Annotated in this window: 24 protein-coding genes and 1 riboswitch; of the genes, 13 read left to right on the forward strand and 11 right to left on the reverse strand. The window is 69.7% G+C overall.

What is annotated here, in order from left to right; all coding sequences use genetic code 11:
* Positions 1-99: 99 nt before the first annotated feature.
* From thrC to FHW79_RS06915, 4 genes are all read left to right on the forward strand, one after another.
* Positions 100-1,512, forward strand: a complete 1,413-nt coding sequence (thrC, locus tag FHW79_RS06900; protein ID WP_183178192.1) for a threonine synthase — start codon at positions 100-102, stop codon at positions 1,510-1,512.
* Complete coding sequence (locus FHW79_RS06905) at positions 1,509-2,765, forward strand: pitrilysin family protein (protein WP_183178193.1); 1,257 nt, start codon at positions 1,509-1,511, stop codon at positions 2,763-2,765. The genes thrC and FHW79_RS06905 overlap by 4 nt, the downstream gene beginning before the upstream one ends.
* Before the next feature lie 27 nt (positions 2,766-2,792).
* Complete coding sequence (locus FHW79_RS06910; RefSeq protein ID WP_014240843.1) at positions 2,793-3,383, forward strand: GNAT family protein; 591 nt, start codon at positions 2,793-2,795, stop codon at positions 3,381-3,383.
* A gap of 119 nt (positions 3,384-3,502) precedes the next feature.
* Positions 3,503-3,721, forward strand: a complete 219-nt coding sequence (locus FHW79_RS06915) for a hypothetical protein (protein ID WP_183178195.1) — start codon at positions 3,503-3,505, stop codon at positions 3,719-3,721.
* A 70-nt stretch (positions 3,722-3,791) separates the two neighbouring features.
* Here FHW79_RS06915 and FHW79_RS06920 read toward each other — a convergent pair whose 3' ends face one another.
* Positions 3,792-4,367 carry a YqgE/AlgH family protein gene (locus FHW79_RS06920; protein ID WP_145678502.1) on the reverse strand — a complete coding sequence of 192 codons (576 nt, stop codon included), beginning with the start codon at positions 4,365-4,367 and terminating at the stop codon, positions 3,792-3,794.
* Between the two features lie 158 nt (positions 4,368-4,525).
* On the opposite strand from FHW79_RS06920, the gene FHW79_RS06925 reads away from it, so the two are divergent.
* Positions 4,526-6,610 (forward strand): protein-disulfide reductase DsbD domain-containing protein, encoded by a 2,085-nt coding sequence (locus tag FHW79_RS06925; protein WP_183178196.1) that lies wholly within the window; start codon positions 4,526-4,528, stop codon positions 6,608-6,610.
* Positions 6,611-6,638: 28 nt separating this feature from the next.
* Complete coding sequence (locus FHW79_RS06930) at positions 6,639-7,121, forward strand: peroxiredoxin (protein WP_183178197.1); 483 nt, start codon at positions 6,639-6,641, stop codon at positions 7,119-7,121.
* Positions 7,122-7,354: 233 nt separating this feature from the next.
* Here the strand turns inward: FHW79_RS06930 and FHW79_RS06935 are convergent, their stop codons facing one another.
* From FHW79_RS06935 to ispH, 4 genes are all read right to left on the reverse strand, one after another.
* Complete coding sequence (locus FHW79_RS06935; RefSeq protein WP_183178198.1) at positions 7,355-8,953, reverse strand: AMP-binding protein; 1,599 nt, start codon at positions 8,951-8,953, stop codon at positions 7,355-7,357.
* Positions 8,954-9,063: 110 nt separating this feature from the next.
* Complete coding sequence (rnhA, locus tag FHW79_RS06940) at positions 9,064-9,558, reverse strand: ribonuclease HI (protein ID WP_183178199.1); 495 nt, start codon at positions 9,556-9,558, stop codon at positions 9,064-9,066.
* A 4-nt stretch (positions 9,559-9,562) separates the two neighbouring features.
* Positions 9,563-10,546 carry a homoserine kinase gene (locus tag FHW79_RS06945; RefSeq protein WP_183178200.1) on the reverse strand — a complete coding sequence of 328 codons (984 nt, stop codon included), beginning with the start codon at positions 10,544-10,546 and terminating at the stop codon, positions 9,563-9,565.
* Between the two features lie 50 nt (positions 10,547-10,596).
* Complete coding sequence (gene ispH, locus FHW79_RS06950) at positions 10,597-11,574, reverse strand: 4-hydroxy-3-methylbut-2-enyl diphosphate reductase (protein WP_183178201.1); 978 nt, start codon at positions 11,572-11,574, stop codon at positions 10,597-10,599.
* A gap of 135 nt (positions 11,575-11,709) precedes the next feature.
* On the opposite strand from ispH, the gene FHW79_RS06955 reads away from it, so the two are divergent.
* From FHW79_RS06955 to gcvPB, 6 genes are all read left to right on the forward strand, one after another.
* On the forward strand, positions 11,710-12,297 hold the full coding sequence (locus FHW79_RS06955) for a hypothetical protein (protein ID WP_183178203.1): 588 nt from the start codon (positions 11,710-11,712) through the stop codon (positions 12,295-12,297).
* A 22-nt stretch (positions 12,298-12,319) separates the two neighbouring features.
* Positions 12,320-12,565, forward strand: coding sequence for a CDGSH iron-sulfur domain-containing protein (locus FHW79_RS06960; RefSeq protein WP_183178204.1), 246 nt, complete (start codon positions 12,320-12,322; stop codon positions 12,563-12,565).
* 72 nt (positions 12,566-12,637) lie between these two features.
* Positions 12,638-12,751, forward strand: a riboswitch (glycine riboswitch).
* A 175-nt stretch (positions 12,752-12,926) separates the two neighbouring features.
* Entirely contained in the window at positions 12,927-14,039 is a 1,113-nt protein-coding gene (gene gcvT / locus FHW79_RS06965) for a glycine cleavage system aminomethyltransferase GcvT (RefSeq protein WP_183178205.1), read from the forward strand.
* A 33-nt stretch (positions 14,040-14,072) separates the two neighbouring features.
* On the forward strand, positions 14,073-14,447 hold the full coding sequence (gene gcvH, locus FHW79_RS06970; protein WP_183178206.1) for a glycine cleavage system protein GcvH: 375 nt from the start codon (positions 14,073-14,075) through the stop codon (positions 14,445-14,447).
* A gap of 1 nt (position 14,448) precedes the next feature.
* Complete coding sequence (gcvPA, locus tag FHW79_RS06975; protein ID WP_183178208.1) at positions 14,449-15,789, forward strand: aminomethyl-transferring glycine dehydrogenase subunit GcvPA; 1,341 nt, start codon at positions 14,449-14,451, stop codon at positions 15,787-15,789.
* Positions 15,789-17,354 carry an aminomethyl-transferring glycine dehydrogenase subunit GcvPB gene (gene gcvPB / locus FHW79_RS06980; RefSeq protein WP_183178209.1) on the forward strand — a complete coding sequence of 522 codons (1,566 nt, stop codon included), beginning with the start codon at positions 15,789-15,791 and terminating at the stop codon, positions 17,352-17,354. Before gcvPA ends, gcvPB begins: the two co-directional genes overlap by 1 nt.
* A gap of 145 nt (positions 17,355-17,499) precedes the next feature.
* Here the strand turns inward: gcvPB and FHW79_RS06985 are convergent, their stop codons facing one another.
* From FHW79_RS06985 to efp, 5 genes are all read right to left on the reverse strand, one after another.
* Positions 17,500-18,819: a peptidoglycan -binding protein gene (locus FHW79_RS06985; RefSeq protein WP_183178211.1), complete on the reverse strand. Its 1,320-nt coding sequence runs from the start codon at positions 18,817-18,819 to the stop codon at positions 17,500-17,502.
* A 51-nt stretch (positions 18,820-18,870) separates the two neighbouring features.
* A complete protein-coding gene (locus tag FHW79_RS06990) occupies positions 18,871-20,058 on the reverse strand; it encodes a hypothetical protein (protein ID WP_051657798.1) in 1,188 nt (395 codons plus the stop codon).
* Positions 20,059-20,114: 56 nt separating this feature from the next.
* On the reverse strand, positions 20,115-20,888 hold the full coding sequence (locus FHW79_RS33230; protein ID WP_183178212.1) for an OmpA family protein: 774 nt from the start codon (positions 20,886-20,888) through the stop codon (positions 20,115-20,117).
* 179 nt (positions 20,889-21,067) lie between these two features.
* Positions 21,068-21,922: an inositol monophosphatase family protein gene (locus tag FHW79_RS07000; protein WP_183178213.1), complete on the reverse strand. Its 855-nt coding sequence runs from the start codon at positions 21,920-21,922 to the stop codon at positions 21,068-21,070.
* Positions 21,923-22,013: 91 nt separating this feature from the next.
* Positions 22,014-22,580 carry an elongation factor P gene (gene efp, locus FHW79_RS07005; RefSeq protein ID WP_014240821.1) on the reverse strand — a complete coding sequence of 189 codons (567 nt, stop codon included), beginning with the start codon at positions 22,578-22,580 and terminating at the stop codon, positions 22,014-22,016.
* A gap of 167 nt (positions 22,581-22,747) precedes the next feature.
* Here efp and epmA point away from each other — a divergent pair, with 167 nt between their 5' ends.
* Entirely contained in the window at positions 22,748-23,812 is a 1,065-nt protein-coding gene (gene epmA / locus FHW79_RS07010) for an EF-P lysine aminoacylase EpmA (protein WP_183178214.1), read from the forward strand.
* Positions 23,813-23,839: 27 nt separating this feature from the next.
* On the opposite strand, the gene FHW79_RS07015 is transcribed toward epmA, so the two are convergent.
* Positions 23,840-24,835 (reverse strand): MDR family oxidoreductase, encoded by a 996-nt coding sequence (locus FHW79_RS07015; RefSeq protein WP_183178215.1) that lies wholly within the window; start codon positions 24,833-24,835, stop codon positions 23,840-23,842.
* Between the last annotated feature and the right edge of the window lie 119 nt (positions 24,836-24,954).

Consider the following 24,954-nt stretch of genomic DNA (forward strand, 5'->3'; position numbering starts at 1 on the left):
CGCTTGCGCCGCGTGTGGGAGGGCGCTAACTATGCCCGTTCCACAAGAGTCGCCGGCCCGCCACAGCGTCGGCCACCTTCAGGCGTCGGAGAGTGTGCGTTGAAGTACGTCAGCACGCGGGGCCAAGCCCCGGTCCTGGGTTTCGAGGAAGTCCTTCTGGCCGGTCTCGCGCGTGACGGCGGCCTCTATGTCCCGGAAAGCTGGCCGCAGTTCTCGGCCGACGAGATCCGCGCGATGCGCGGCCTTCCCTACAGCGAGATCGCCGTGCGCGTCATGCTTCCCTTCCTGGGCGGCGCCATCGCCGAGGACGATTTCCGGGCCATCGTGAAGGACGCATACGCCAGCTTCGACCACGCTGCGGTGGTGCCGCTGGTGCAGCTCGACCAGCGCACCTGGGTGATGGAGCTGTTCCACGGCCCGACCCTGGCCTTCAAGGACGTGGCGCTTCAGCTTCTCGGCCGCCTGTTCGACCATGTGCTGGCCAAGCGCGGCGAGCGGGTGACCATCGTCGGCGCCACCTCGGGCGACACCGGTTCCGCCGCCATCGAGGCGTGCCGCGACCGTCAGAATGTGGACATCTTCATCCTGCACCCGAAGGGCCGCACGTCGGAGGTGCAGCGCCGCCAGATGACCAGCGTCCTGTCGGACAACGTGCACAACATCGCGCTGCACGGCACCTTCGACGACTGCCAGGATCTGGTGAAGGCGCTGTTCAACGACATGGCCTTTCGCGACAAGATGGGCCTGTCGGCGGTGAATTCGATCAACTGGGCGCGCATCATGGCCCAGATCGTCTACTACTTCGCCGCCGCGGTGGCGCTGGGCGCGCCCGACCGCAAGGTGGCCTTCACCGTGCCCACCGGCAATTTCGGCAACGTCTACGCCGCCTACGGCGCGCGGGCGATGGGGCTGCCGGTGGAGCGGCTGATCGTGGGCTCCAACGCCAACGACATCCTGGCCCGCTTTTTTGCCAGCGGCACCATGTCGGCGGCTCCGGTCGTGCCCACATTGAGTCCCAGCATGGACATCCAGATCTCCTCCAACTTCGAGCGGCTGCTGTTCGACCTGCTGGGCCGCGACGGCGCCGCCGTGCAGGCCGCCATGGACGGCTTCCGCGCGGAAGGCAAATTCGCCGTCACCGACGCGCAGTTGGCCGAGGCGCACGCGATCTTCGCCGCGGGCCGCGCCGACGACGCCCGGACCATGGACGTCATCAAAGAGGTCTGGGAGAAGACCGGCGGCTATCAGGTCGATCCGCACACTGCCGTCGGCATCCATTCCGCGGCGACCGCCCCGGTCGATCCGTCGGTGCCGGTGGTGGTAATGGCGACCGCTCACCCGGCCAAGTTCCCCGACGCGGTGGAGACGGCCACGGGCCGGCGCCCGATCCTGCCGCCGCGCCTCGCCGACCTCTACGAGCGGGAGGAGCGGCTGTCCGAGCTGCCCAACGACGTGGCGGCGGTCCAGGAGTTCGTCGTCGCCCGCGCCCGCGCCGCCAAGGAGGCCGCATGAGCATCCGCGTGACCACGCTGCCGAACGGGCTGCGCGTCGCCACCGACACGATGCCCGGCGTGCAGTCGGTCTCGCTCGGCTGCTGGGTCGGGGTCGGCACGCGCAACGAGTCCGCGAGCGTCAACGGCGTGGCGCATCTCGTCGAGCACATGCTGTTCAAGGGGACCGAGCGGCGCTCCGCCTTCCGCATCTCCGAGGAGATCGAGAATGTCGGCGGCCAGCTCAACGCCTACACGACGCGCGAGCAGACGGCCTATTACGCCAAGGTCCTTCACGAGGACACGGCGCTGGCGCTCGACCTCATCGCCGACATGCTCCAGAACTCGGTCCTCGACAGCGAGGAGCTGGTGCGCGAGCGCACGGTGGTGCTTCAGGAGATCGGCCAGTCCGCCGACACCCCCGACGACATCATCTTCGACCATTTCCAGTCCACCGCCTATCCGGGGCAGGCGCTGGGCCGCCCCGTGCTGGGGTCGGCGGAGATCGTCAGCGCCCTGTCGCGTCCGGCGCTGGTCGACTACATCGATGGCCACTACGGCGCGCCGGGCATCGTCCTGGCCGCCGCCGGGCGGCTGGAGCACGACCGGCTGGTCGATCTGGCGCTGTCGGCCTTCGACGGGCTGTCCTCCCGCCCGGCGCCGGAGTCCGAGGATGCGCGCTACGCCGGCGGCGACTTCCGCGAGGCGCGGGACCTGGAGCAGATGCACCTCGTCCTCGGCTTTGACGGGGTGGGGGTGCATGACCCGGACTATTACGCCCATTCGGTGATGTCGACGCTGCTCGGCGGCGGCATGTCCTCCCGCCTCTTCCAAGAGGTGCGGGAGAAGCGCGGGCTGGTCTATTCCATCTACACCTTCTCCGGCGCCTACCGTGACGGTGGGCTGTTCGGCGTCTACGCCGGCACCGGCGAGGACGAGGTGGCGGAGCTGGTCCCGGTCGTCTGCGACGAGCTGATGCGGGTGACCGAGGACGTGACCGAGGAGGAGGTGGCGCGCGCCGCCGCCCAGCTCCGCGCCGGGACGCTGATGGCCCTGGAAAGCTCCATGTCGCGCTGCGAGCAGCTCGGCCAGCAGCTCCTGGTCTACGGGCGCCCGGTGCCGGTGGAGGAGATCGTCGAGAAGATCGGGGCGGTCGACCGCGAGTCCATCGTCCGCGTCGCCCGGCGCCTGCGCGAAAGCCGCCCCACCGTGGCCGCGCTCGGCCCGATCGGACGGCTGGAGGAGTATGACCGCATCGCCGCGCGGTTCCGGTAAGGGACGCGCCAGGGTGGGAGGGGCAGCATGATCCGCCTGCTCGGCAGTGGTCTCATCAGCCCGCCGGCGGTCCGGCTCGACGGGCCGATCTGCTACATCCGCCCGCCGCTGCCGCGGGATTGGCGGGAATGGGCCGACCTGCGGGCGGACTCCCGCGCCTTCCTCACCCCCTGGGAGCCGACCTGGCCGGCGGACGCCCTGACCCGCGCCGCCTTCGGGCGGCGGTTGCGGCGGCAGGCTCAGGAATGGCGCGACGATCAGGGCTACAGCTTTCTCGTCTATGACCGCGCGACCGACCGGCTGGTCGGTGGGCTCGGGCTGACCAACCTGCGGCGCGGCGTGGCCCAGATGGCGACGCTCGGCTACTGGGTCGGGCAGCCCTACGCGCGCAACGGCTACATGTCCGGCGCGACCCGGCTGGTTCTGGATTTCGCCTTCGGGCAGTTGGGGCTGCACCGGGTCGAGGCCGCCTGCCTGCCGACCAACGCGCCCAGCCGCGGCCTGCTGGAAAAGGTTGGCTTCACCCACGAAGGCTACGCGCGCGGCTACCTGCGCATCGACGGGGTGTGGCGGGACCATGTCCTCTACGCCATCCTGCGCGAGGAATGGCGGGGCTAGCCCGTCCGGTCGGGGTGCCCGCCTCCGAATTCCCAAGACGTCGTCCCGGCCGGCTTAACCCGCGGTTAAGGGAGCGGGCGCAGGCTGACGGCATGTCCTTCGCATCGCATGAGGCGAATATGTCGTCGAACCCCCCCTATCCGAACGCCACTTGGACGAAAGAAGACTCCCTGACCTACGCCGTCGAGCTGGACAGCCGTCGCGTCGATCTGCGCTACGAGGCGTCGGGCTTCCAGAGCGGCTGGGCGGTCTACGCTGGTGAGGAGCTGGTCGAGCGGTGCAGCGAGCTGATGCAGGCCCGCGGCCTCGCCCTGGCGATCGCCAGCAAGGGCCCGTGAACAAACTTTGATGAGAGGCCCCGCCGCGTGCCGTGCGGCGGGTTGTACCCATGATCGGGAGCGGCCGCCGTCAGGCGTGCCCGGCTTCCGCCGACAGCATGGACAGGCTGACGCCGAGCTTGGCGATTGAGCGCTCCCACTTGGTGTCCAGTTCGGGATCGAACAGCAGCGTCTCGTCGCAAGGCACGTTCAGCCAGCCGTTCGCCTGGATTTCCGCGTCCAACTGCCCCGGCCCCCAGCCGGCGTAGCCGAGCAGCAGGATGTTGCGGCGCGGCCCGCGGTCCTCGGAAATCGCGCGCAGGATGTCGATGGTCGCGGTCAGCGCCACCTCGTCGTCCACCACCAGCGTGCCGTCCCGCACGTAATCGGTCGAATGCAGGACGAATCCGCGCCCGGACTCCACGGGCCCGCCATAATGGACGGGCATGTTGGCGACCGGCTCCTGGATTTCGATCTCGAGCTGCTCCAGCAAATCCTCGAAGGTGACCGACCCGAACAGGCGATTGACGACGAGGCCCATGGCGCCGTCTTCGTTGTGGGCACACATATAGATCACGGTCCGCTGAAAACGCGGGTCCGTCATGCCCGGCATGGCGATCAGCAACTGGCCGGTCAGATAGTCCGAGGACTTGGTCAGGTGCGGCATGGGCGCTATCCTTGTGTCGGGGGACGGGCGGACCGGTGGGCGGCCTGCCCGAAGCCGTCTTCGCCCGAGTGTGACAGCACGGGCCAAGCTTTGTCATCCATATACAGCCGCGGCCGATGGGCGGCCCGCTGCGTCTTGATATGAGAACAGTCGGTGCGATGAAAAGGTTTGTTCCGTTCCTGCTCGCCATCCTGGCCTTGGCCGCACCCGGAATGGGGAGGGCGGAAACCGGCGCCTGGGTCAAGTCCGGCCCGGTGGAGGCGCGGCTCGTCGCGTCGGTCCAGGGGGTGGGCGACCTCGCCAAAATCCCCCTGGGCCTGGAGATCCGGCTGGAGCCCGGCTGGAAAACCTACTGGCGCACCCCCGGCGACGCCGGCTTCGCGCCGCGGCTGGACTGGTCGGAGTCGCGGAACCTCGAGGCGACGGAGCTGATCTACCCCGCGCCACACCGCTTCACCGTCCTGGGCTTCGAGACGGCGGGCTACGACGCGGAGGTGCTGTTCCCCATCGCCGCCACCCCGGCGGAACCGGGCAAGCCGCTCGATCTCGCGCTGAAGGCGGAGTTGCTGGTCTGCTCGACCATCTGCGTTCCGGAGATGGTGGCGCTGTCGTTGTCCATCCCCGAGGGGCCGGCGACGCCGGGGCCGTCGGCCAACGACATCGCCCGCGCCCAGTCCCTGGTGCCCGGCGACGGGCGGGCGTCCGGCCTGACCGTCACGGCGGTGCGCGGCCAGGGCGCCGTGCTGGAGGTCGAGGTCACGGCCCACGAGCCGATGGTCGCCCCCGACGTGTTCGTGGAGACCGACCCGCCGGTGACCTTCGCCGCGCCCAAGAGCCGGTTCCTCGATGGCGACCGGCGGGCGATCCTGCGGATGGACGCGACCGACCCGACGCCGGGGCTTGACCTCGCCGGGCGGGCGATGACGCTGACGGTGGTCGACGGCAACCGGTCCGTGGAGGCTCCGGCGACCGCCGCGGCGGGGCTGGGCGGGGGCGCCGGGGCGGCTCCGGCGGGGCTGCTGGCCATGCTGGGCGTCGCCCTGCTGGGCGGGCTGATCCTGAACCTGATGCCCTGCGTGCTGCCGGTGCTGTCGCTGAAGCTGCTGTCCATCGTCCAGCATGGCGGGCGGGCGCCCGCGGCGGTGCGCGCCGGCTTCCTGGCTTCGGCGGCGGGCATTCTGACCTCCTTCCTGATCCTCGCCGGGGCGCTGGTCGCGGTGAAGGCGGCGGGCGGTGCGGTGGGCTGGGGCATCCAGTTCCAGCAGCCGCTGTTCCTCGTCTTCATGGTCGTCCTGGTGACGCTGTTCGCCGCCAACCTGTGGGGCCTGTTCGAGCTTCCGCTGCCGCGAGCCGTTGCCGACCGTCTGGGCGGGCCGGGAGGGCAGGGGTTGGGTGGACAGTTCGCCACCGGCGCCTTCGCCACGCTGCTCGCCACGCCCTGCTCCGCGCCCTTCCTGGGGACGGCGGTGGGCTTCGCGCTGGCCCGCGGGGCGCTGGAGGTGTTCGCCATCTTCGCCGCCCTCGGCGTCGGGCTGGCGCTGCCCTATCTGCTGATCGCCGCCTTCCCGCGCGCCGCGCGCCTGCTGCCGCGCCCGGGGCGCTGGATGGTGGCGCTGCGCCGGGTGCTTGGTGGAGCGCTGGCCCTGACCGCGCTCTGGCTGCTCTCGGTGCTCGTCGTCCAGGTGGGCGAGGTGCCGGCGCTGGCCGTCGCGGTGCTGATGGGCGGTCTGGTCGCCGCCCTGTGGCTGGGCCGACGGCTGGCGGAAACGGCGCGCTGGGCCGGGGCGGCGTTGGCCGGGCTGCTGGCCCTGGTGGCCTTCGCGGTTCCCGCCGTCTTCGGCCCCTCCGCCGGGGCGGCCCCGGTTGCCGAAAGCACAGCGGCGCGCTGGGTCGTCTTCGACGAGGCGGCGATCCGCGAGCAGGTGGCCGCCGGGCGCACCGTCTTCGTGGACGTCACCGCCGACTGGTGCATCACCTGCCAGGCGAACAAGAAGCTGGTGCTGAACCGCGGCACCGTCGCGCAGCGGCTGGAGGACGCCGGGGCGGTGACCGCCATGCGCGCCGACTGGACCCGCCCGGACGAGAGCATCGCCCGCTACCTTGCCCGACATGGCCGCTATGGCATTCCCTTCAACATCGTCTATGGTCCGGGGGCTCCGGAGGGCATCGCGCTTCCGGAGCTGCTGACCGAAGGGGCCGTCCTCGACGCGCTCGACCGGGCGTCCGGCAAGATCAAAAGCTGAAACACAAAAAATTGGGAGTTCAGGAGACATGACCATTCAAGTGGGCGAGGCCATCCCGTCCGTCACGCTGAAGCATCTGACCGACAACGGGATGCAGGACGTCACCACCGACGCGCTGTTCAAGGGCAAGACGGTGGTGTTGTTCTCCGTGCCGGGCGCCTTCACTCCGACCTGCTCCGCCAAGCATCTGCCGGGCTTCGTCCAGAAGGCCGAGGACCTGAAGGCCAAGGGCGTTGACGACATCGTCTGCCTCGCCGTCAACGACCCCTTCGTGATGCGCGCCTGGGGCGAGAAGAACGGCGTCGGCGGCAAGGTCACCATGCTGCCGGACGGCAACGCCGCGCTGACCCAGGCGCTGGGCCTGACGATGGACGGCACGGGCTATGGCCTCGGCCTGCGCGGCCAGCGCTTCGCCCTGGTCGCCAAGGACGGCAAGGTCACCCACCTCGCCGTGGAGAAGCCGGGCCAGTTCGAGGTGTCCTCGGCCGAAGCGGTGCTGGGCGCCCTGTAAGGGGAGTCTGAAATCCCTCTCCCGTCCCGGAAGAGGGTGCCCGCGCAGCGGCCTCTCGCGCTGGCTGAAAGCCAGCGCTGACGGCGGCAGGCGGATGCCGGTGGCATCCGCCGAGAGCGGGGTGAGGGCGCCGGCAAGGATCAACGCACCATTCTCGCCAGTACCCTCACCCTCCCGCCGCTCTGCGGCGGGTCCCTCCCTCTCCCGGGGCGGGAGAGGGCCTGCTTGCGGCCTCACCCCGCCTTCGTGCGGTCCCAGGTGGTGTCGGCCACGCCGCGCTCGCGCAGCTTCGCCTTCTGCACCTTGGCCGTCGGCGTCTTGGGGAAGGCGTCCACGATGTCGATGTAGCGGGGCTGGGCGTAGCGCGGCAACTCGCGCTCGGCGAAGGCCGCCACGGCCTCGGGCGTCAGGGTGGCGCCGGTTGCTGTGACCAGCGCGACCATGATCTCGTCCTCCGCCCCTGGAATGCCCGCCGGTACGGCGTAGGCGGCGACCTCCGCCACACCCTCCAGCCGCGACAGCACGGTCTCCACCTCGTAGGACGAGACGTTCTCGCCGCGGCGGCGGATGCAGTCCTTGATGCGGTCGACGAAGGTGACGTAGCCCTCCGCGTCCATCACCGCGGCGTCGCCGGTGTGGAACCACAGGTTCCGCCACGCCTCCACCGTCTTGTCGGGCATCCGGTGATAGCCGGACAGGAAGCCGAAGGCGGCCTTCGGGCGCACCATGACCTCGCCGACCTGACCGCGCGGCACCGGGATGTCGGTCTGCGGGTCGCGGATCTCCACCTCGAAGTAACGGTCGTAGACCTTGCCGCAGGTGCCGGGGCGCGGCTTGCCCATCTCGGCGTAGAGCGGGATGTTCACCTCGGTCATGCCGTAGAGGCTGATGACGTCGCGGACGCCGAAGCGCTCGCGCAGCACCCGCTCGGTGTCCGCCGGGTTGGGGGCGGCGCCGACGAGGCGCAGCGGGTGGTCGCGGTCGTCCGGGCGCGGCGGCTGGGCCACCACGAAGGCGGTGACGGCGCCCAGCGAGTTGGTCACCGTGCAGCCGTGGCGCCGGATGTCGTCGAGCCAGGAGGACGCGCTGAACCGCTCGCGCAGCACCGCCGACCCGCCGGAGATCATCGCGGCGTAGAGCTGCATGTAGAGTCCGTTGGCGTGGAACAGCGGCAGGCAGATGTAGAAGCGGTCCTCGTCGGTCAGCGCGAAATTGTCGATGGAGCCCAGCCCGAACAGGAAGCCGTGGCCGTGCGGCATCAGCACGCCCTTCGACAGGCCGGTGGTGCCCGAGGTGTACATGATGCAGGCATCGTCGCCGGCGCGGGGCAGGGGGCCGTCGTAGGGGGCGGCGTCGCGCCAGCCCTCCAGCGCGGTGTGCGGCGATCCTTGGGCGGCACCGGGCACCACAAGCCCGCGCAGCGCGGTCAGGCGCGGTGCGATGTCGGTGATGCGGTCGGCCAGAGCGGCGTCGGCCACCGCCAAGGCGGCCCCGGCGTTCTCAAGCTGATGCTCCAGGAAGCCGCCCTTCAGCTCGGTGTTCAGAGCGACCATGACGGCGCCCAGCCGCCCCAGCCCCAGCCACACGCGCACGAAGTCCAACCCGTTCGGCAGCATCACCGCCACTTTGTCGCCCGGCTTCACGCCCAGTCTGGCGAAGAAGCCGGCGACGCGGCCCGCCTGCTCCTGCGCCTCGGCGTAGGTGATGGAATCGCCGTTGCTCTCCTTGCCGGCGATCATCGTGACGAAGGTTTTGCCGCCGCGTTCGGCGGCCTGATGGGCCAGCACCTCGGGCAGCACCCAGCGGGCTTCGTTCCGCAAATGCGGATACATCTCGGTCTCCTCCCAACGATCTTTCGTCGTTCGTTATCGGAGGGAGCCTAGCGGGGCGGCGGGTCCGCCGTCCACAAGCCCTTGAGGATGGCGGCCATTCGGCGGACGGGTCAGCCCCGCCCGGCCTGCCGGACGTCGGCGACGCCCTGGCGGGCCAGCGCGTCGGCCCGCTCGTTCTCCGGATGCCCGGCGTGGCCGCGCACCCAGTGGAACTCGATCCGGTGCTGCCGCTTCGCCTCGTCCAGGCGGCGCCACAAATCCTCGTTCTTCACCGGCTTCTTGTCGGCGGTCTTCCAGCCACGGGCCTTCCAGCCGTGAATCCACTGGGTGATGCCGTTCTTCACATACTCGCTGTCGGTGTAGAGCCGCACCTCCATGGGCCGCTTCAGCGCCTCCAGCGCCTGAATGGCGGCCATCAGTTCCATGCGGTTGTTGGTGGTGGCCGGCTCCCCGCCGTACAGCTCCTTCTCCACCCCGTTGTAGCGCAGGATGGCGCCCCAGCCGCCGGGGCCGGGGTTGCCGCTGCAGGCGCCGTCGGTGAAGATGTCGACGACCTTCGGCGCGCTCTTGTCACCGTCGGTGCCGGTATCCGTCGTGTCCGTCATGGCGTCAGACCTGATAGCTGCCGCCGTCGTCGAGCGCATAGTCGCCGAGCCCGCGGACGGTCTGGTGGAAGCGCAGCTTGCGCAGATATTCCAGCGGGTCCTTCGGGCGCACGAAGGCCCCCGGCGGATGGTTCAGCCAGTCGTAGAGGCGCGTCAGCAGGAAGCGCAGGGCGCTGCCGCGGCACAGCCAGGGCAGGGCGGCCAGCTCCGCCGGCGACAGGGGGCGGACCTTCTGGTAGCTGGTCAGCAGCATCCGCGCCTTGGTGGCGTTGAACGACCCGTCGACCTCGAAGCACCAGGCGTTCATGCAGATCGCGATGTCGTAGGCCAGGAAGTCGTTGCAGGCGAAGTAGAAGTCGATCAGGCCGGACAGCCCGTCGCCGCGGAAGAACACGTTGTCGGGAAACAGGTCGGCGTGGATGACCCCGGACGGCAGGCCGGCGGGCCAGTTGGCCTCCAGCGCGGCCAGCTCCGCCTCCAGCGTGGCGCGCAGGTCGCGGGCGACCTCGTCGGCGCGCGGGGCGCATTTGCCGGCGAGGTCCTTCCAGCCGTCCAGCGACAGGGCGTTGGGGCGCTCCATCCGGAAGTCGGCGACGGCCAGATGCAGACGGGCCAGCGCCGTTCCCAGTTCCGCGCAGTGGTGCGGCGTGATGCGGCGCGGCCACATGCCGGCCAGGAAGGTGACGATCACCGCCGGGCGCCCGGAAAGCTCGCGAAGGGCCTGACCGTCCGTTCCCTGGACGGGCAGCGGGCAGGCGATGCCCTTGTCGGCGAGATGCTCCATCAGGCCCAGGAAGAAGGGAAGATCCTCCCGCCGGGTGCGCTTCTCGTAGAGCGTCAGGATGTAGGGGCCGCGCTCCGTCACCAGGAGGAAGTTGGAATTCTCCACCCCCTCCGCAATGCCCTTGCAGGACAGGACGGCGCCCAGATCGTACTGGGCGATGAAAGCGTTCAGCTCGTCGTCGGTGACTTCGGTGTATACGGCCATGCCAGCGCCTTACCGGGATTCGGGGCGCCGGTCAATGCCACTCCACATCCTCAGGCTTCTTCCTTGGTCCGCATCCCGAGGCCGCCGTCCAGAAGCGGCTTCGGCAGCTTGAAGGTGATGTCCTCGAAGGCGGTGCGCAGTTCCTCCACCGTGACGGCATAGCGGGCGCGGGCGGCCTCGATGACCTCCTCCACCAGCACTTCGGGGGCCGACGCGCCGGCGGTGATGCCCAGCGTGGCGACTCCGTCCAGCGCTGACCAGTCGATGTCCGCCGCGCGCTGGACGAGCTGCGCGCGCTGGCAGCCGTGTATCTTCGCCACCTCGACCAGCCGCTTGGAGTTGGAGGAGTTCGGCGCGCCCAGCACCAGCAGGGCGTCCACCCTGGGCGCGATGGCCTTCACCGCCTGCTGGCGGTTGGTGGTGGCGTAGCAGATGTCCTCCTTCTTCGGCCCGCCGATCGACGGGAAGCGGGCCTGGAGGGCGGCAACGATGCTCGCCGTCTCGTCCACCGACAGGGTGGTCTGGGTGGCGTAGGCGAGGTTGTCCGGGTTGTCCACCTCGACCGTCGCCACGTCCTCGACCGTCTCCACCAGGACGACGGCGCCCTTGGGCAATTGGCCCATCGTGCCGATCACCTCCGGATGGCCGGCATGGCCGATCAGCACGATCTGGCGCCCCTCGTTGAAGTGGCGCTCGGCCTCGCGGTGCACCTTGCTGACCAGCGGGCAGGTGGCGTCAAGGTAGAACAGGCCGCGCTCCTCCGCCGCCGCCGGGACCGACTTCGGCACGCCATGGGCGGAGAAGACGACCGGCACGCCGTCGGGCACCTGATCCAGCTCGTCCACGAAGATGGCGCCCTTGGCCTCCAGGCTCTGCACCACGAATCGGTTGTGGACGATCTCGTGCCGGACATAGACGGGGGCGCCGAACCGCTCCAGCGCCACCTCCACGATCTGGATCGCGCGGTCCACGCCGGCGCAGAAGCCACGGGGGGCCGCGAGCAGGATGGTCAGGGGCGTCTGGGTCATGCGCGTCGTTCCGGTGTCTCGAAAAAATGGGCCGTAAGGGTTCGTACGTCGGAGCGGCGGCGTGGCCTTGTGCCGGCCCCACCGCTTCTCTAAAGTCGTGGCAGAACACACCCTTCCAACCGTTAGGCCAGACCGATGGACCGCCGCCGCGACCGTAATATAGGAACCCCCGCCTGGAAAAGCCCGCGGGCGCTTGCATTTGCGAGTCTGGGTGTTCTGGCGCTCACCGGCTGCTCCGGACTCGGGGGCGGCAGCAACGCGCCGGCGGACGCGGCCTTGGCCTGCCCGAAGGTGTCCATCGTCCGCGATCTGGCGGAGGTCACCCAGTTCCGCAACGGCGGCGGGCGCGACCTGACGGACGTGACCTCCCGCGCGGCGCTGGCCGACTATTCCGGCAACTGCGACTACACCAGCGACGGCGTCACGGTGAACGTGAACGTCTTCCTGATCGCGGAGCGCGGGCCGGCCATGCAGGGCAACACGGCGAACTACCGCTATTTCGTCGCCGTCGCCAAGCCGGGCGAGGAGGCGCCGACCACCAAGACGGAATTCGATACCTCCGTCACCTTCGATGCCGGGAAGCTCCGCTCCGGCAGCCGCGAGGAACTGGCGCCGAAGATTCCGCTGCCCAAGGACGCCAACGGCAAGGACTGGAAGATCTTCCTGGGCTTCCAGTTGACGCCGGAGCAGCTGGCCTTCAACCGGGCACAGATGAAGCAGTGATCGGTTGAAGGGAGCGAGTCTCATGGCCAGCGCACCGGTCGCCGCGACCAGGGAACCCATCGTCATCGAGCTGGAAGCCGGCAAGACCTACTGGTGGTGCCGGTGCGGGCGCAGCGCCAAGCAGCCGCTGTGCGACGGCAGCCATGCCGGCACCGGGCTGGAGCCGATGAAGTTCGCCCCCGCCACCTCGATGAAGGCGCGCTTCTGCGGCTGCAAGGCGACCAGGAAGCCGCCCTTCTGCGACGGCAGCCATCTGGACTTGAAGTGAGCATCGCCGGGACCCCAGCGAACCCCGATTGACATTCACAAAGGTCCCGGTAGGTTAAACGGCACAAGCCGACGATCCCTCGCGGGAGAGATCACGGTCCGGCCACCGGAAAACCGGATGCCGGACAGTGGCGCCGAAGGAGCAACCGCCCCGGAAACTCTCAGGCAAAAGGACCGCAAGGGGGATAAGGCAACTCTGGAAAGCAGCCCGGTCCGCGCATCGCGGGGAACGGCTCACCGAAGGAGTAAACCGGTTGTCGGGGGTTGGACCCCGCCGGTGAATCTCTCAGGTCCAGGACAGAGGGGGCAGGACTCGCGCCAATCCCGGCGCGGGTTGTGCGACCCTATGTCGGAGGACCCGCGTGACCGAGGCTTCTGAGTCCCTCAAGACAACGCCGCTGCACAGCCTCCATCTGGAGCTGAAGGGCAAGATGGTGCCCTTCGCCGGCTATGACATGCCGGTGCAGTACCCGCTCGGCATCCTCAAGGAACACCAGCACACCCGCGCCAAGGCGGGGCTGTTCGACGTATCGCACATGGGGCAGGTGCGCCTGACCGGCGACGATCCCGCGGCGGCGCTGGAGTCGCTGGTTCCCGGCGACATCAAGGGGCTGGCCCGCGGGCGCATGCGCTACACGCTGTTCCTGAACGAACAGGGCGGCATCCTGGACGACCTGATGGTCACCAACGCCGGGGATCACCTGTTCCTGGTCGTCAACGCCGCCCGCAAGGACCACGACGTCGCCCACATGCGCGAGCGTCTGAAGGGCAAGGCCGAGGTGGAACTGCTGGACGACCTCGCTTTGATGGCCCTGCAGGGTCCGGAAGCCGCGGCGGTGCTCGGGCGCTTCATCCCCGAAGCGGCCACCATGAAGTTCATGAGCTACCTGCCGGCCACCTTCAACGGCATCCCCGTGGTCATCACCCGCTCCGGTTACACGGGTGAGGACGGCTACGAGATCTCCTGCGACAAGTCCGACGCCGAGGCCATCGCCCGCGCCCTGCTGGCCGAGGAGGAGGTCGAGGCCATCGGCCTGGGTGCGCGCGACTCGCTGCGGCTGGAAGCCGGGCTCTGCCTCTACGGCCACGACATCGACGAGACGACGACTCCGGTCGAAGCCGGCCTGGAATGGGCGCTGTCCAAGCGCCGCCGGGAGGAGGGCGGCTTCCCCGGCTACGGCATCATCAAGGACCAGCTCGCTAACGGGGCGCCGCGCCGCCGCGTCGGCCTCCAGCCGGAAGGCCGCCAGCCGGCCCGCGAGCACACCGACGTCTGCGACGCGGATGGACAGAAGATCGGCGAGGTGACCAGCGGCGGCTTCGGCCCCACCGCCTCGGCCCCGGTCGCCATGGGCTATGTGGACCGCGCGCACGCCGCCGTGGGCACGCCGGTCCAGCTCATGATCCGCGGCAAGCCGCTGGCCGCCAAGGTCGCCGCCATGCCCTTCGTGCCGCAGCGCTACTACCGCGGCTGAGAATCACAAAACCGTTTCGAACAGGGGACAACCATGACCATCAAGTACACCAAGGACCATGAGTGGGTCCGCGTCGAGGGCGATGTCGGCACCGTCGGCGTCAGCGACCACGCCCAGCACCAGCTCGGCGACGTCGTGTTCGTCGAGCTGCCGGACGTCGGCCGCCAGCTCGCCCAGGGCAAGGAAGCCGCCGTCGTGGAGTCGGTGAAGGCCGCCAGCGACGTGTTCGCCCCGGTCTCCGGCGAGGTCATCGAGGCCAACGCCGACCTGGAGAACGACCCGTCGCTGGTGAACGCCGGGGCCGAGACCACCGGCTGGTTCTTCAAGCTGCGCCTCAGCAACCCGGCCGAGCTGGACGCGCTGATGGACGAAGCCGCCTACAAGGCCTTCGTGGAAGGGCAAGCCTGAGATGCGTTACCTGCCCCTGACCGAGGCCGACCGGCGCTCCATGCTGGAGGCCATCGGCGTGCCGTCGGTGGACGAGCTGTTCCGCGACGTGCCCGAGGCGGCCCGCCTCTCCGGCCCGATCAAGGGGCTGTCCAACCATATGGGCGAGCTAGAGGTCGATCGCGCCCTGTCGGCGATGGCGGGGAAGAACCTGCCCGCCGGCAGCGTGCCGAGCTTTCTCGGCGCCGGCGCCTACCGCCACCACATCCCGGCGACGGTGGACCATCTGGTGCAGCGCGGTGAGTTCCTGACCGCCTACACCCCGTACCAGCCGGAGGTGAGCCAGGGCACGCTGCAGGTCCTGTTCGAGTTCCAGACCCAGGTCTCGCTGCTGACCGGCATGGACGTCGCCAACGCCTCCATGTACGACGGCGCCACCGCCTGCGCGGAAGCCGTGATGATGGCCAACCGCGTCACCCGCCGGAAGAAGGCCGTGCTGTCCGGCGGCCTGCACCCGCATTACCGCGACACCACGACGACCGACGCCCGCTTCATCGGTTTCGAGACGGTGGTGATGCCGCCGGCCCCGACGGGCGGCGAGGACCTGCTGGCCGAAGTCGACGGCGACACCTCCTGCGTCGTCGTGCAGAACCCGGACGTCTTCGGCCATGTCCGCGACTACACCGAGCTGGGCAAGGCCTGTCAGGCCAAGGGCGCCCTGCTGATCGTCGTGGTGACGGAGGCCGTGTCGCTCGGCCTGCTGACCCCGCCGGGCGACATGGGCGCCGACATCGTGGCGGCTGAGGGGCAGTCGCTGGGCAACGCGCTGAACTTCGGCGGCCCCTATGTCGGGCTGTTCGCGGTGAAGGAGAAGCTGGTCCGCCAGATGCCGGGCCGCCTCTGCGGCCAGACGGTGGACGCCGACGGGCGGCGCGGCTTCGTGCTGACGCTCTCCACCCGCGAGCAGCACATCCGCCGCGAGAAGGCGACCTCCAACATCTGCACCAACTCCGGCCTGTGCGCTCTGGCTTTCTCCATCCACCTCAGCCTGCTGGGGGAGGAGGGTTTCACCCGGCTCGCCGAGATCAACCACGCCAAGGCCGTGCAACTCGCCGACAAGCTGGCCGCGGTGAAGGGCGTTGAGATCGTTAACGGCAGCTTCTTCAACGAATTCACCGTGAAGCTGCCGAAGCCGGCCGCCGCGGTCGTGGAAGCGCTGGCGCAACGCGGCATCCTGGGCGGCGTCCCGGCCTCCCGCCTGTTCGGCGGCGGGCTCGACGACCTGCTGATCGTGGCCGCCACCGAGACCAACACCGAGTCCGACATGGACGCCTTCGCCACCGCCCTCGCCGAGGTTCTGTGATGAGCATGAACAACCAGGGTCGCCCGACCGGCATCCAGAATTCGGACAGCGCCGTTCCGGAAACCGTCACCGGCAACCGCGGCCTCCAAATCGAGGAGCCGTTGATCTTCGAACAGGACAGCGGCGGGCGTTGCGGCGTCGACCTGCCGGAGGTCCCGGCGGTGGCGTCGCGCCTGGGTGCGGTGAAGCCGCGCGGCCGGATCGGCCTGCCGGGCCTCGCCGAGCCGCAGGTGGTCCGCCACTACACCCGCCTGTCGCAGAAGAACTACGCCATCGACAGCGGCCTGTACCCGCTCGGCTCCTGCACGATGAAGCACAACCCGCGCCTGAATGAGAAGATGGCGCGGCTGCCGGGCTTCGCCGACGTGCACCCGCTCCAGCCCGAAAGCACCGTGCAGGGTGCCTTGGAGCTGATGGCGGAGCTGGGCCGCTGGCTCGCCACGCTGACCGGCATGGCGGCGGTGACGCTGGCCCCGGCGGCGGGCGCGCACGGCGAGATGTGCGGCATCATGGCGATCCGCTCCGCCCATGACGCCAAGGGGGATAAGGGCCGCACCAAGATCCTCGTCCCCGAAAGCGCCCACGGCACCAACCCGGCGACCGCCGCCGCCTGCGGCTACGCGGTCGAGGCGATCCCGGCGACCGAGGACGGGCGCGTCGATCTGGAAGCGCTGAAGGCCAAGCTCGGCCCCGACGTGGCCGGCCTGATGCTGACCAATCCGAACACCTGCGGCCTGTTCGAGCGCGACATCATCACCATCGCCGAGGCGGTGCACGCGGCGGGCGCCTATTTCTACTGCGACGGCGCCAACTTCAACGCCATCGTCGGGCGGGTGCGTCCGGCCGACCTCGGCATCGACGTGATGCACATCAACCTGCACAAGACCTTCTCCACCCCGCACGGCGGCGGCGGTCCGGGCTCCGGCCCGGTGGTCTTCGCGGAGTCGCTGGCCCCCTTCGTCCCGGTGCCCTACGTGGTGCAGGACAAGGACGGCGCCTTCCGTCTGGTGGAGCAGGCCGGCGATGGCCCGGCCTTCGGGCGGATGAAGGCCTTCCACGGACAGATGGGCATGTTCGTCCGCGCGCTCGCCTACATGATGAGCCACGGCGCCGACGGTCTGCGGCAGGTGGCGAACGACGCGGTGCTGAACGCCAACTACCTGCTGGCTCGTCTGCAGGACGTGATGACGCCCTCCTTCGCGGGGCCGTGCATGCACGAATGCCTGTTCGACGACCGCTTCCTGAAGGGCACGGGGGTGACCACGCTCGACATCGCCAAGGCGCTGATCGACGAGGGCTTCCACCCGATGACCATGTACTTCCCGCTGGTCGTGCACGGCGCCCTGCTGATCGAGCCGACCGAGACCGAGTCGAAGGCCAGCCTGGACCAGTTCGTCACCGCGCTGCGCGCCCTGGCGGAGCGGGCCAAGTCCGGCGACGTGGCCTATTTCCAGGGCGCTCCGCGTCTGACCCCGCGCCGCCGCCTCGACGAAACCGCCGCGGCGCGCAAGCCGGTGCTGCGGTGGAGCCCGGCGGTGGAGCCGGAGACGGTCGCGGCGGAGTAAGGCGCACGTGCCCCCTCCCTAACCCTCCCCCGCTTCGCAGGGGAGGGGATAAAATTCCCTCCCCTGCGAAGCGGGGGAGGGAAGGGGCCCATGCGAAGCATGGGAAGGGTGGGGGCAACTGGCAAGCGCGGTGGGGGCAAGCCCCTCACCGCTGATCCAGCTTCACCTCGATGCGCCGGTTGCGGGCCAGCGCCTCGTCGCTGGTGCCGGGGTCGAGCGGCTGGTATTCGCCGAAACCGGCGGCGGCCAGACGGTCTGCCGGAATACCCTGGTCGATCAGATACTTCACCACCGAGATCGCGCGCGCCGCCGACAGCTCCCAGTTCGAGGCGAACTGGATGCGCACCGGGCGCGAGTCGGTGTGGCCGTCCACCCGCAGCACCCAGTTGATGTCCGGCGGAATGGTCCGGCCGATCGCGATCAGAGTGCGCGCCAGCTCCGCCAGCCGCTGCTTGCCGGCCTCTTCCAGAGTCGCCGAGCCGGAGGGGAACAGAAGCTCCGACTGGAAGACGAAGCGGTCGCCGACGATGCGCACGTCGGGCCGGTTGCCCAGCGCTTCGCGCACCCGCCCGAAGAATTCCGAGCGGTAGCGGGCGAGGTCCTGCACCTTGGCGGCCAGCGCCTGATTCAGCCGCGAGCCGAGTTCGGCGATCTGGACCTGCTGCTCCTCCGCCTTCTTCTCCGAGATCTCCAGGACAGCGCCGATGCGGGCGAGCTGCTCGCGCAGGGCGGCCATCTGCCGATTCAGCAGGTCGACCTGCTCGTTCGCCTTGCCGGTCGCGCCCTGTTCGGCGGACAGGGAGGCCATCAGTTCGGTGATGCGGATGTCGCGCTTCTCGATGTCCTTCTGCGCGAGCATCGTCTTCTCGTCGGCGCTGGCGAGCCGCGTTTCCAGCGCCTTGGAACGGTCGCGCTCCCCGCCCAGCTCGGCCAGCAGGGCCTGACGCTGTTCCTCGGTCAGGCGTTGCTGCGCGGCGGCGGCGGCCAGCTCGCCTTCCAGCTTGGTCCGGGCCTCGCGCAGCGCCTTCAGGTCGGCCTGGAGGCTGGCGGCCTCGGCCAGCTTCAGCTCGATGGTCTCCTTGTCGGCGCGGATCGTGCGCTGCAACTCCTCCGCCGCGCGGGTGGCGTGGTCGAGGTCGCCCTGGAGCGTGGCGATGCGGCTGGTCATGGTGTCCCGCGCCGCCACGGAACCCTGAAGCTCCGCCGAGAGCTGGGCGACGTTGATGCGCAGGTCGGCGTTGGCGTCCCGCTCCAGCGCCAGCAGGTCGTTCAGCTCCGCCACCTTGCGGTTCAGGCTGCCGAGCTGCTCGTCACGCCCGGTCAGGGCGGTGGCCATGTAGAACTGGGCGACGACGAAGATCATCAGCAGGAAGATGACCACCATGACGAGGGACGACAGCGCGTCCACCCATCCGGGCCATGCGCTGGCCTCGCGGTGGCCGTTGCGGCGGCTGATGCTGGGCATGGCGGGGTGTCCCTCCGGACGGACAGGGGGAAAGCGTCAGCGCTGTTCCGATCAGCGTTGTTCCGATTCCTCGGCCAGGGCGGCGATGGTGCGGGCCAGCAGCTTGATCTCGCTGCGGATCTCCTGCACCGCCTGGACCCGGCCGGTGGAGGATTCCTCGACCATGCGGGCGAGGTAGATGTCCATGTTGCGCAGATGCTGGCGCGAGGCGTCGTCGAATCCGCCGATGGCCGCGTCCGACAGCCGGTCGAGCAGCCCCTTCATCTCAAGCTGGCTCTCGCCCAGCCGCAGGAGAAGCTGCTGTTCGGCGCGCATCTGGTCGGTCAGCGTGGTGAGCCGTTCGGTCAGCGCCATCAGGTTGGCGTTGGCCGAGCGGCGGCCCTCCTCGGCGGTGGCGACGGTGCGCTGGAGCGAATCGAGGTTTTCCGCCGTCTGCTCCAGAAGCGCCGTCAGATAGGCGGGCATCGACTGGTCGCCGGTCTCCAGGCTGCCGCCGGCCCCGCTGGAGAGGCGGGTGGCGCCGGACAGCCAGTCCTCGACGTCCTGGAAGAAGCGGTTGTGCGCCTGGCTGGCCTGAAGCTCCAGGAAACCCAGCACCAGCGATCCCGCCAGACCGAACAGCGACGAGCTGAAGGCGGTGCCCATGCCGGTCAGCGGCGCCTCCAGCCCGTGCTGGAGGTTGCTGAACATCGCCCCGACGTCGCCGCCCTGCACCGACAGGCCGCCGATGACCGAGCCGACCGACTGCACGGTGTGCAGCAGGCCCCAGAAGGTGCCGAGCAGGCCGAGGAAGATCAGCAGACCGATCAGGTAGCGCGACAGCTCCCGCGACTCGTCCAGCCGCGAGGCGATGCCGTCGAGCAGGGAGCGCATCGACAGCGCCGACAGGGTCAGCCGTCCGCGCCGTTCCCGCAGCATGCGCGCCATCGGGGCGAGCAGCACCGGTTCCGGCGCGGCGACGGCGGGGTTGCCGGACTGGAAATGCTCCAGCCACGCCACCTCGGGCCGCAGCATCAGCACTTGGCGGAAAATGAACAGGATGCCGGCGAGCAGCGTGCCGAGGATCAACCCGTTCAGCGCGGGGTTGTTCATGAAGGCGGCGCGCAGGGCCGGGAACAGCAAGGCCGTCACGCTTCCCACGACCACCAGGAAGAGGATCATCCGTGTCAGGAAGCGCTCCGGGCGCGTCATCGGGGAAGGCTCCTCAAGAGGGTGGGACGACGGGGCGATGGCGGCCATGGGCACTCTCGTCCAGGGAAAGGGGGGCAGCTGGGTTACGGGTTACAGACGAAGACTCACTGGTTCAGGAACTCCACGTCCAGCCGGTCCGGTGCGCCACCGGCCGCCTCCATGCCCAAGGCGCGGATATCGACGCGCGTGCTGGCGATGCCGGCGGTCCCCAGCCGCTCGCGGACGGCCAGAGCGCGGGCCAGCGACAGTTGCCGCGCCTCGCGCGCCGTCTCCGGCGTGCCGCTGGCGTAGGAGCGGATCTGCAACCGAAGCTGCGGGTTGGCGTTCATGCGCTCGGCGATGGCCTCCAGCCGCGCCTGGGCCGGTTCGGGCAGGGCGGTCGCGGCACCGTCGAACAGGACGGTCAGCGGTTCCATCCGTGGCAGGGCGGGCGCTGCGGGAGCCTTCGGCGTGGGCGGCGGCAGGGCGGCGGTCTGCGTCCGGTCGGGCGGCGGGGAGGCCGCAGGCCGGTTGGAGGGCGGAACCGGCGGCGCGCCTTCCGGCAGCGAGGGCGGGGCCGGGCTGGGGCCGACCGAAATCTGCGGCAGATCCGGCGCCGTCATCAGGGTCGGGGCCTTGAAGACCGGCGGCGGCGGCGGGGCCGGCGGCGGGAAGATGTCGGGCCGCGGCGGGATCGGCAGCGGCTGCGCGTTCTCCAGCGTCAGCCCCCCGGTGTTGGCCGGGTTTGGCGGAGCTGGTGCGGCGGCGCTGGTCTGGGGCGGCGCGGTGCCGGACGAGGAGCAGGCGGTTGCGGCCAGGGACAGAGCCACGGCCGCGGCGGCGGAGAGGACGCGCGGGGGTACCGACCGCCCGGCGGGCGCGTTCGGAGAACGGCTCATGCGTCCGACAATCCTCATGGTGACCAGCGCGTTGTTCCCAATGACACGGAAAAGCGTTGGTACCATAGCCCTTCGATCGGCGTAGGGACAACGCCCTTTGGGCCGCGCGGCGTGTTTCCCCACCAAAGCGCGGCCCTTGCTACCCCAACGTCATGAAGGGCTTATGGCTCGGCCGGAGGTCAGCCCTGACCGGCGTCCGCCGACCCGGCCGCTCCGGCGGGAGCGGAGCGCACCTTGCGTTCCGTCGCACCGCGCAGGATCTTGGCGATCGGCAGGTGGAAATGGGCGTTGGCCGCCAGGATCGTGCCGCCGAACACCGGGTTGCGCCCGCCGCCGATCTCCCCGACGAAGCCGCCGGCCTCGGTGACCAGAAGCTGGCCGGCCGCGGCGTCCCAGGGGGCGAGACCGCGCTCCCAGTAGCCGTCGTAGCGGCCCGCCGCGACGTAGGCGAGGTCGAGCGAGGCGGCGCCGAAGCGGCGGATGCCCGCGACCTCCTTCATCAGGGCCTCGGCCTCCACCAGGAAGCCGGCATGGTCGCCGCGGCCCTTGAAGGGGATTCCGGTGGCGATCACCGCGTCGGCGAGGTTGCGGCGCTCCGACACGCGCAGGCGCTGGTGGTTGAGGAAGGCGCCCTGGCCCTTCTCGGCCCAGAACATCTGGTCGTGCACCGGCTCGTACACGACGCCGGCGACGATCTCGCCGTTCTTCTCCGCGGCGATGGAGATCGCCCAGTGCGGGATGCCGTGCAGGAAATTGGTGGTGCCGTCCAGCGGATCGACGATCCAGCGGGCGGTCGGGTCGCTGCCCTTGCTGGCGCCCGTCTCCTCCATGAGGAAGCCGAAATCCGGGCGGGCCTTCTGCAGCTCTTCGCGCAGCAGCTTTTCCGCCTTCATGTCGGCGGCGGACACGAAGTCCGCCGGGCCCTTGCGCGACACCTGGAGGTGCTCGACCTCGCCGAAGTCGCGGACAAGGCCGCGGGCCGCCTTTTCGGCGGCGCGGACCATCACGTTGATAAGGGCGGAGCGGGTGGCCATGGGCGTGCTTTATCTCGTGCGGAACCGGAAAAAGAATACACCGGCCCCTGCCTTAAGCGAGAGCCGGTGCGCAGAAAATCAGCCGGGACGGTCAGTCCTTGGCGCGCTCGACATACTCGCCGGTCTGGGTGTCGACGACGACGCGGGTGCCCGACTCGATGTGCGGCGGGACCAGGATCGACACGCCGTTCTCCAGCTTCGCCGGCTTGTAGGAGGAGGAGGCCGTCTGGCCCTTCACAACCGGGTCGGCTTCGGTGATCTGCAGGGTCACCTTGCCGGGGATCTCGACGCCGAGCGGCGCACCTTCGAAGGACTGCACGGTGACTTCCATGCCGTCCTGCAGGAACACCTTCTGGTCGCCGATGATCTCGCCGGGGATGGCGGTCTGCTCGTAGCTTTCCTTGTCCATGAAGGTGTAGCTGTCGCCTTCGGCGAACAGGAAGGTCATCTCGTGCTCGTCCAGGCGGGCGCGCTCGACCGTCTCCTGGGTGCGGAAGCGCTCGATCGACTTGTTGCCGGTGCGCACATCCTTCATTTCAAGCTGGATGAAGGCGCCGCCCTTGCCGGGCTGGACGATGGCGGTCTTCGTGATGACCCAGAGCTTCCCGTTATGCTCCAGCACATGGCCGGGACGCATCGTGTTGGCGTTGACCTTCATGACATACTCGTGATTTCCAGGAGACAGGCGGCGCGGAACCTAGCAGCTTGCCGGGCCGGTGGCAACGCCGGGTGGGGCTCAATCGGCGTTCTGCGCCTTCTTTGTCCGTTTTCGCCGCCGTTCCCAGTCTGCTAAGCAGCGTCATCGCTCCGTCAGGGAAGGCCGTCATGTCCCCCGTCACGCCCGCCCATTCTCCGTCCTGGGCTCCCGAGACCTTCGCCCGCCGCCGCCCCCATCTGGCCGTGCGCGGCCGCGTGCTGGGCGCCGTCCGCCGCTTCTTCGAGGAGAACGCCTTCCTGGAGGTGGACACCCCGGCGCTCCAGGTCTCGCCGGGGATGGAGCCGCACCTCCAGGCCTTTGCGACGGAGTTGGTGGGGCCGCACCCCGACGACCGGCTGCGGCTGCACCTGCACACCAGCCCCGAATTCGCCATGAAGAAGCTCCTGGTGGCCGGGCTGCCGCGCATCTACCAGATCGCCCACGTCTTCCGGAACGGCGAGCGCTCGGCCACCCACGCGCCGGAATTCTCCATGCTCGAATGGTACCGGGCGGGGGAGGGTTACCGGACGCTGATCCGCGACTGCGAGGATCTGGTGCGCGAGGCCGCCGTCGCCGCCGGGCGGACGCGATTCGACTTCCGCGGCATGACCTGCGACCCCTTCAAGGAGTGGCGGGTGCTGACCGTGCAGGACGCCTTCCGGGAGTATGCCGGGATCGACCTGCTGGAGACCTTCGACGGCAGCCACGACCCCGATCCGGCTCCGCTGGCCGCCATGGCGCGGGCCATCGGCATCGCCCCGCACGACGGCGACCGCTGGGAGGACATCGTCTTCCGCATCATGTTCGACCGGATCGAGCCGCATCTCGGCGCGGGCGTGCCCTGCGTGCTGACCGACTATCCGGTCTGCATGGCCGCCCTGTCGCGCCCCAAGCCGGAGGACCCGCGGCTGGCGGAGCGGTTCGAGCTGTACGCCTGCGGCCTGGAACTCGCCAACGCCTTCGGCGAGCTGACCGACGCCCGCGCCCAGCGCGCCCGTTTCGAGGCCGACATGGACCTGAAGGAGCGCATCTACGGTGACCGCTTCCCGGTGGACGAGGATTTCCTCGCAGCCCTGGAGCATGGCATGCCGGAGTGCAGCGGCATCGCGTTGGGCTTCGACCGGCTGGTCATGCTGTGCAGCGGGGCGGAGCGCATCGAGGAGGTGCTGTGGCTGCCGGTGGCGGGGGCTTGACCCCACCCGCCACCGGTACCGCTGTCCTCAGGCGGTGACGTCGATCACCACGCGGCCGCGCACCTGACCGGCAAGGATCTGGCCGGCCAACTCCGGCAGCTTCGACATCGGCTCCACCGTGTACATCGCCTTCAGGTGGTCCTTGTCGAGGTCGCGGGCCAGCCGCGCCCAGGCGCGCTCGCGCCGCGCCGCCGGAGCGGCGACCGAATCGACGCCGATCAGCGTGACGCTGCGCAGGATGTGCGGCAGGACAGTGCCCGGCAGGTCGGCGCTGCCCGCCAGCCCGCAGGCGGCGATGGCGCCGCCCCAGACGGTCTGCGACAGGGCGTTGACCAGCGTGATGCCGCCCACCGAATCGACGCCGCCGGCCCAGCGCTCCTTCTGCAGGGGCGGACCCTTCTCCTGAAGGGCGGCGCGGTCGATGAAGCCGGTGGCGCCCAGGCCGGACAGGTACTCGTGGGTCTCGGGCCGTCCGGTGGAGGCGGTGACCGGATAGCCGGCCTTGGCGAGCAGGGCGACCGCGACGGAACCGACGCCTCCGGCCGCTCCGGTGACCAGAACCTCCTTGCCGCCGGGCTGGATCGTGCCCCAATCCTCCAGCGCATCGACGCAGAGCGCTGCGGTGTAGCCGGCGGTGCCGATGCCCATCGCCTCCTCCGGCGAGAAGGCGTCGGGCAGGCGAATCAGCCATTCCGGCTTCACGCGCTGGAACCGGCTGTAGCCGCCCCACTGGGTTTCCGACAGGCCCCACCCGTTGACGATCACCTTGTCGCCGGCCTTCCAGTCGGGAGAACGGGACTCGACGACGGTGCCGGCGAGGTCGATGCCGGCGACCATCGGCAGCTTGCGGGCGATCCGGCCCTTGCCGGAGACGGCGAGGCCGTCCTTGTAGTTCAGGGTGGAGAAGGCGACCTCGACCAGCACGTCATGGTCGGGCAGGTCGGTCAGGCTCAACGGCTTGAAGCCCCCCTTGGGCTTGCCGTCGGCGTCCTCGATGACGAAGGCGGTGAAGGTGTCGGCCATGCGGATTCCTCTCCCGGATCGTGTTCTTGATTGGGGGAAAGCCTAGCACGGACGCGGCGATGGGCAAGGGGTGGGGACGGTGGAGCGAACGGGCGGCGCCCGCGCGCTCCACCGGCGTG

This window comes from Azospirillum sp. OGB3, from assembly GCF_014192915.1.
GTDB lineage: Bacteria > Pseudomonadota > Alphaproteobacteria > Azospirillales > Azospirillaceae > Azospirillum.

What these genes read in the sequence shown, in the direction of transcription:
- FHW79_RS06905 (WP_183178193.1), top strand. Translation starts at nt 1,509, where the DNA reads ATGAGCATCCGCGTGACCACGCTGCCGAACGGGCTGCGCGTCGCCACC.
- FHW79_RS06910 (WP_014240843.1), top strand. Translation starts at nt 2,793, where the DNA reads ATGATCCGCCTGCTCGGCAGTGGTCTCATCAGCCCGCCGGCGGTCCGG.
- FHW79_RS06915 (WP_183178195.1), top strand. Translation starts at nt 3,503, where the DNA reads ATGTCGTCGAACCCCCCCTATCCGAACGCCACTTGGACGAAAGAAGAC.
- FHW79_RS06920 (WP_145678502.1), bottom strand. Translation starts at nt 4,367, where the DNA reads ATGCCGCACCTGACCAAGTCCTCGGACTATCTGACCGGCCAGTTGCTG.
- FHW79_RS06925 (WP_183178196.1), top strand. Translation starts at nt 4,526, where the DNA reads ATGAAAAGGTTTGTTCCGTTCCTGCTCGCCATCCTGGCCTTGGCCGCA.
- FHW79_RS06930 (WP_183178197.1), top strand. Translation starts at nt 6,639, where the DNA reads ATGACCATTCAAGTGGGCGAGGCCATCCCGTCCGTCACGCTGAAGCAT.
- FHW79_RS06935 (WP_183178198.1), bottom strand. Translation starts at nt 8,953, where the DNA reads ATGTATCCGCATTTGCGGAACGAAGCCCGCTGGGTGCTGCCCGAGGTG.
- rnhA (WP_183178199.1), bottom strand. Translation starts at nt 9,558, where the DNA reads ATGACGGACACGACGGATACCGGCACCGACGGTGACAAGAGCGCGCCG.
- FHW79_RS06945 (WP_183178200.1), bottom strand. Translation starts at nt 10,546, where the DNA reads ATGGCCGTATACACCGAAGTCACCGACGACGAGCTGAACGCTTTCATC.
- ispH (WP_183178201.1), bottom strand. Translation starts at nt 11,574, where the DNA reads ATGACCCAGACGCCCCTGACCATCCTGCTCGCGGCCCCCCGTGGCTTC.
- FHW79_RS06955 (WP_183178203.1), top strand. Translation starts at nt 11,710, where the DNA reads ATGGACCGCCGCCGCGACCGTAATATAGGAACCCCCGCCTGGAAAAGC.
- FHW79_RS06960 (WP_183178204.1), top strand. Translation starts at nt 12,320, where the DNA reads ATGGCCAGCGCACCGGTCGCCGCGACCAGGGAACCCATCGTCATCGAG.
- gcvH (WP_183178206.1), top strand. Translation starts at nt 14,073, where the DNA reads ATGACCATCAAGTACACCAAGGACCATGAGTGGGTCCGCGTCGAGGGC.
- gcvPA (WP_183178208.1), top strand. Translation starts at nt 14,449, where the DNA reads ATGCGTTACCTGCCCCTGACCGAGGCCGACCGGCGCTCCATGCTGGAG.
- gcvPB (WP_183178209.1), top strand. Translation starts at nt 15,789, where the DNA reads ATGAGCATGAACAACCAGGGTCGCCCGACCGGCATCCAGAATTCGGAC.
- FHW79_RS06985 (WP_183178211.1), bottom strand. Translation starts at nt 18,819, where the DNA reads ATGCCCAGCATCAGCCGCCGCAACGGCCACCGCGAGGCCAGCGCATGG.
- FHW79_RS06990 (WP_051657798.1), bottom strand. Translation starts at nt 20,058, where the DNA reads ATGGCCGCCATCGCCCCGTCGTCCCACCCTCTTGAGGAGCCTTCCCCG.
- FHW79_RS33230 (WP_183178212.1), bottom strand. Translation starts at nt 20,888, where the DNA reads ATGAGCCGTTCTCCGAACGCGCCCGCCGGGCGGTCGGTACCCCCGCGC.
- FHW79_RS07000 (WP_183178213.1), bottom strand. Translation starts at nt 21,922, where the DNA reads ATGGCCACCCGCTCCGCCCTTATCAACGTGATGGTCCGCGCCGCCGAA.
- efp (WP_014240821.1), bottom strand. Translation starts at nt 22,580, where the DNA reads ATGAAGGTCAACGCCAACACGATGCGTCCCGGCCATGTGCTGGAGCAT.
- epmA (WP_183178214.1), top strand. Translation starts at nt 22,748, where the DNA reads ATGTCCCCCGTCACGCCCGCCCATTCTCCGTCCTGGGCTCCCGAGACC.
- FHW79_RS07015 (WP_183178215.1), bottom strand. Translation starts at nt 24,835, where the DNA reads ATGGCCGACACCTTCACCGCCTTCGTCATCGAGGACGCCGACGGCAAG.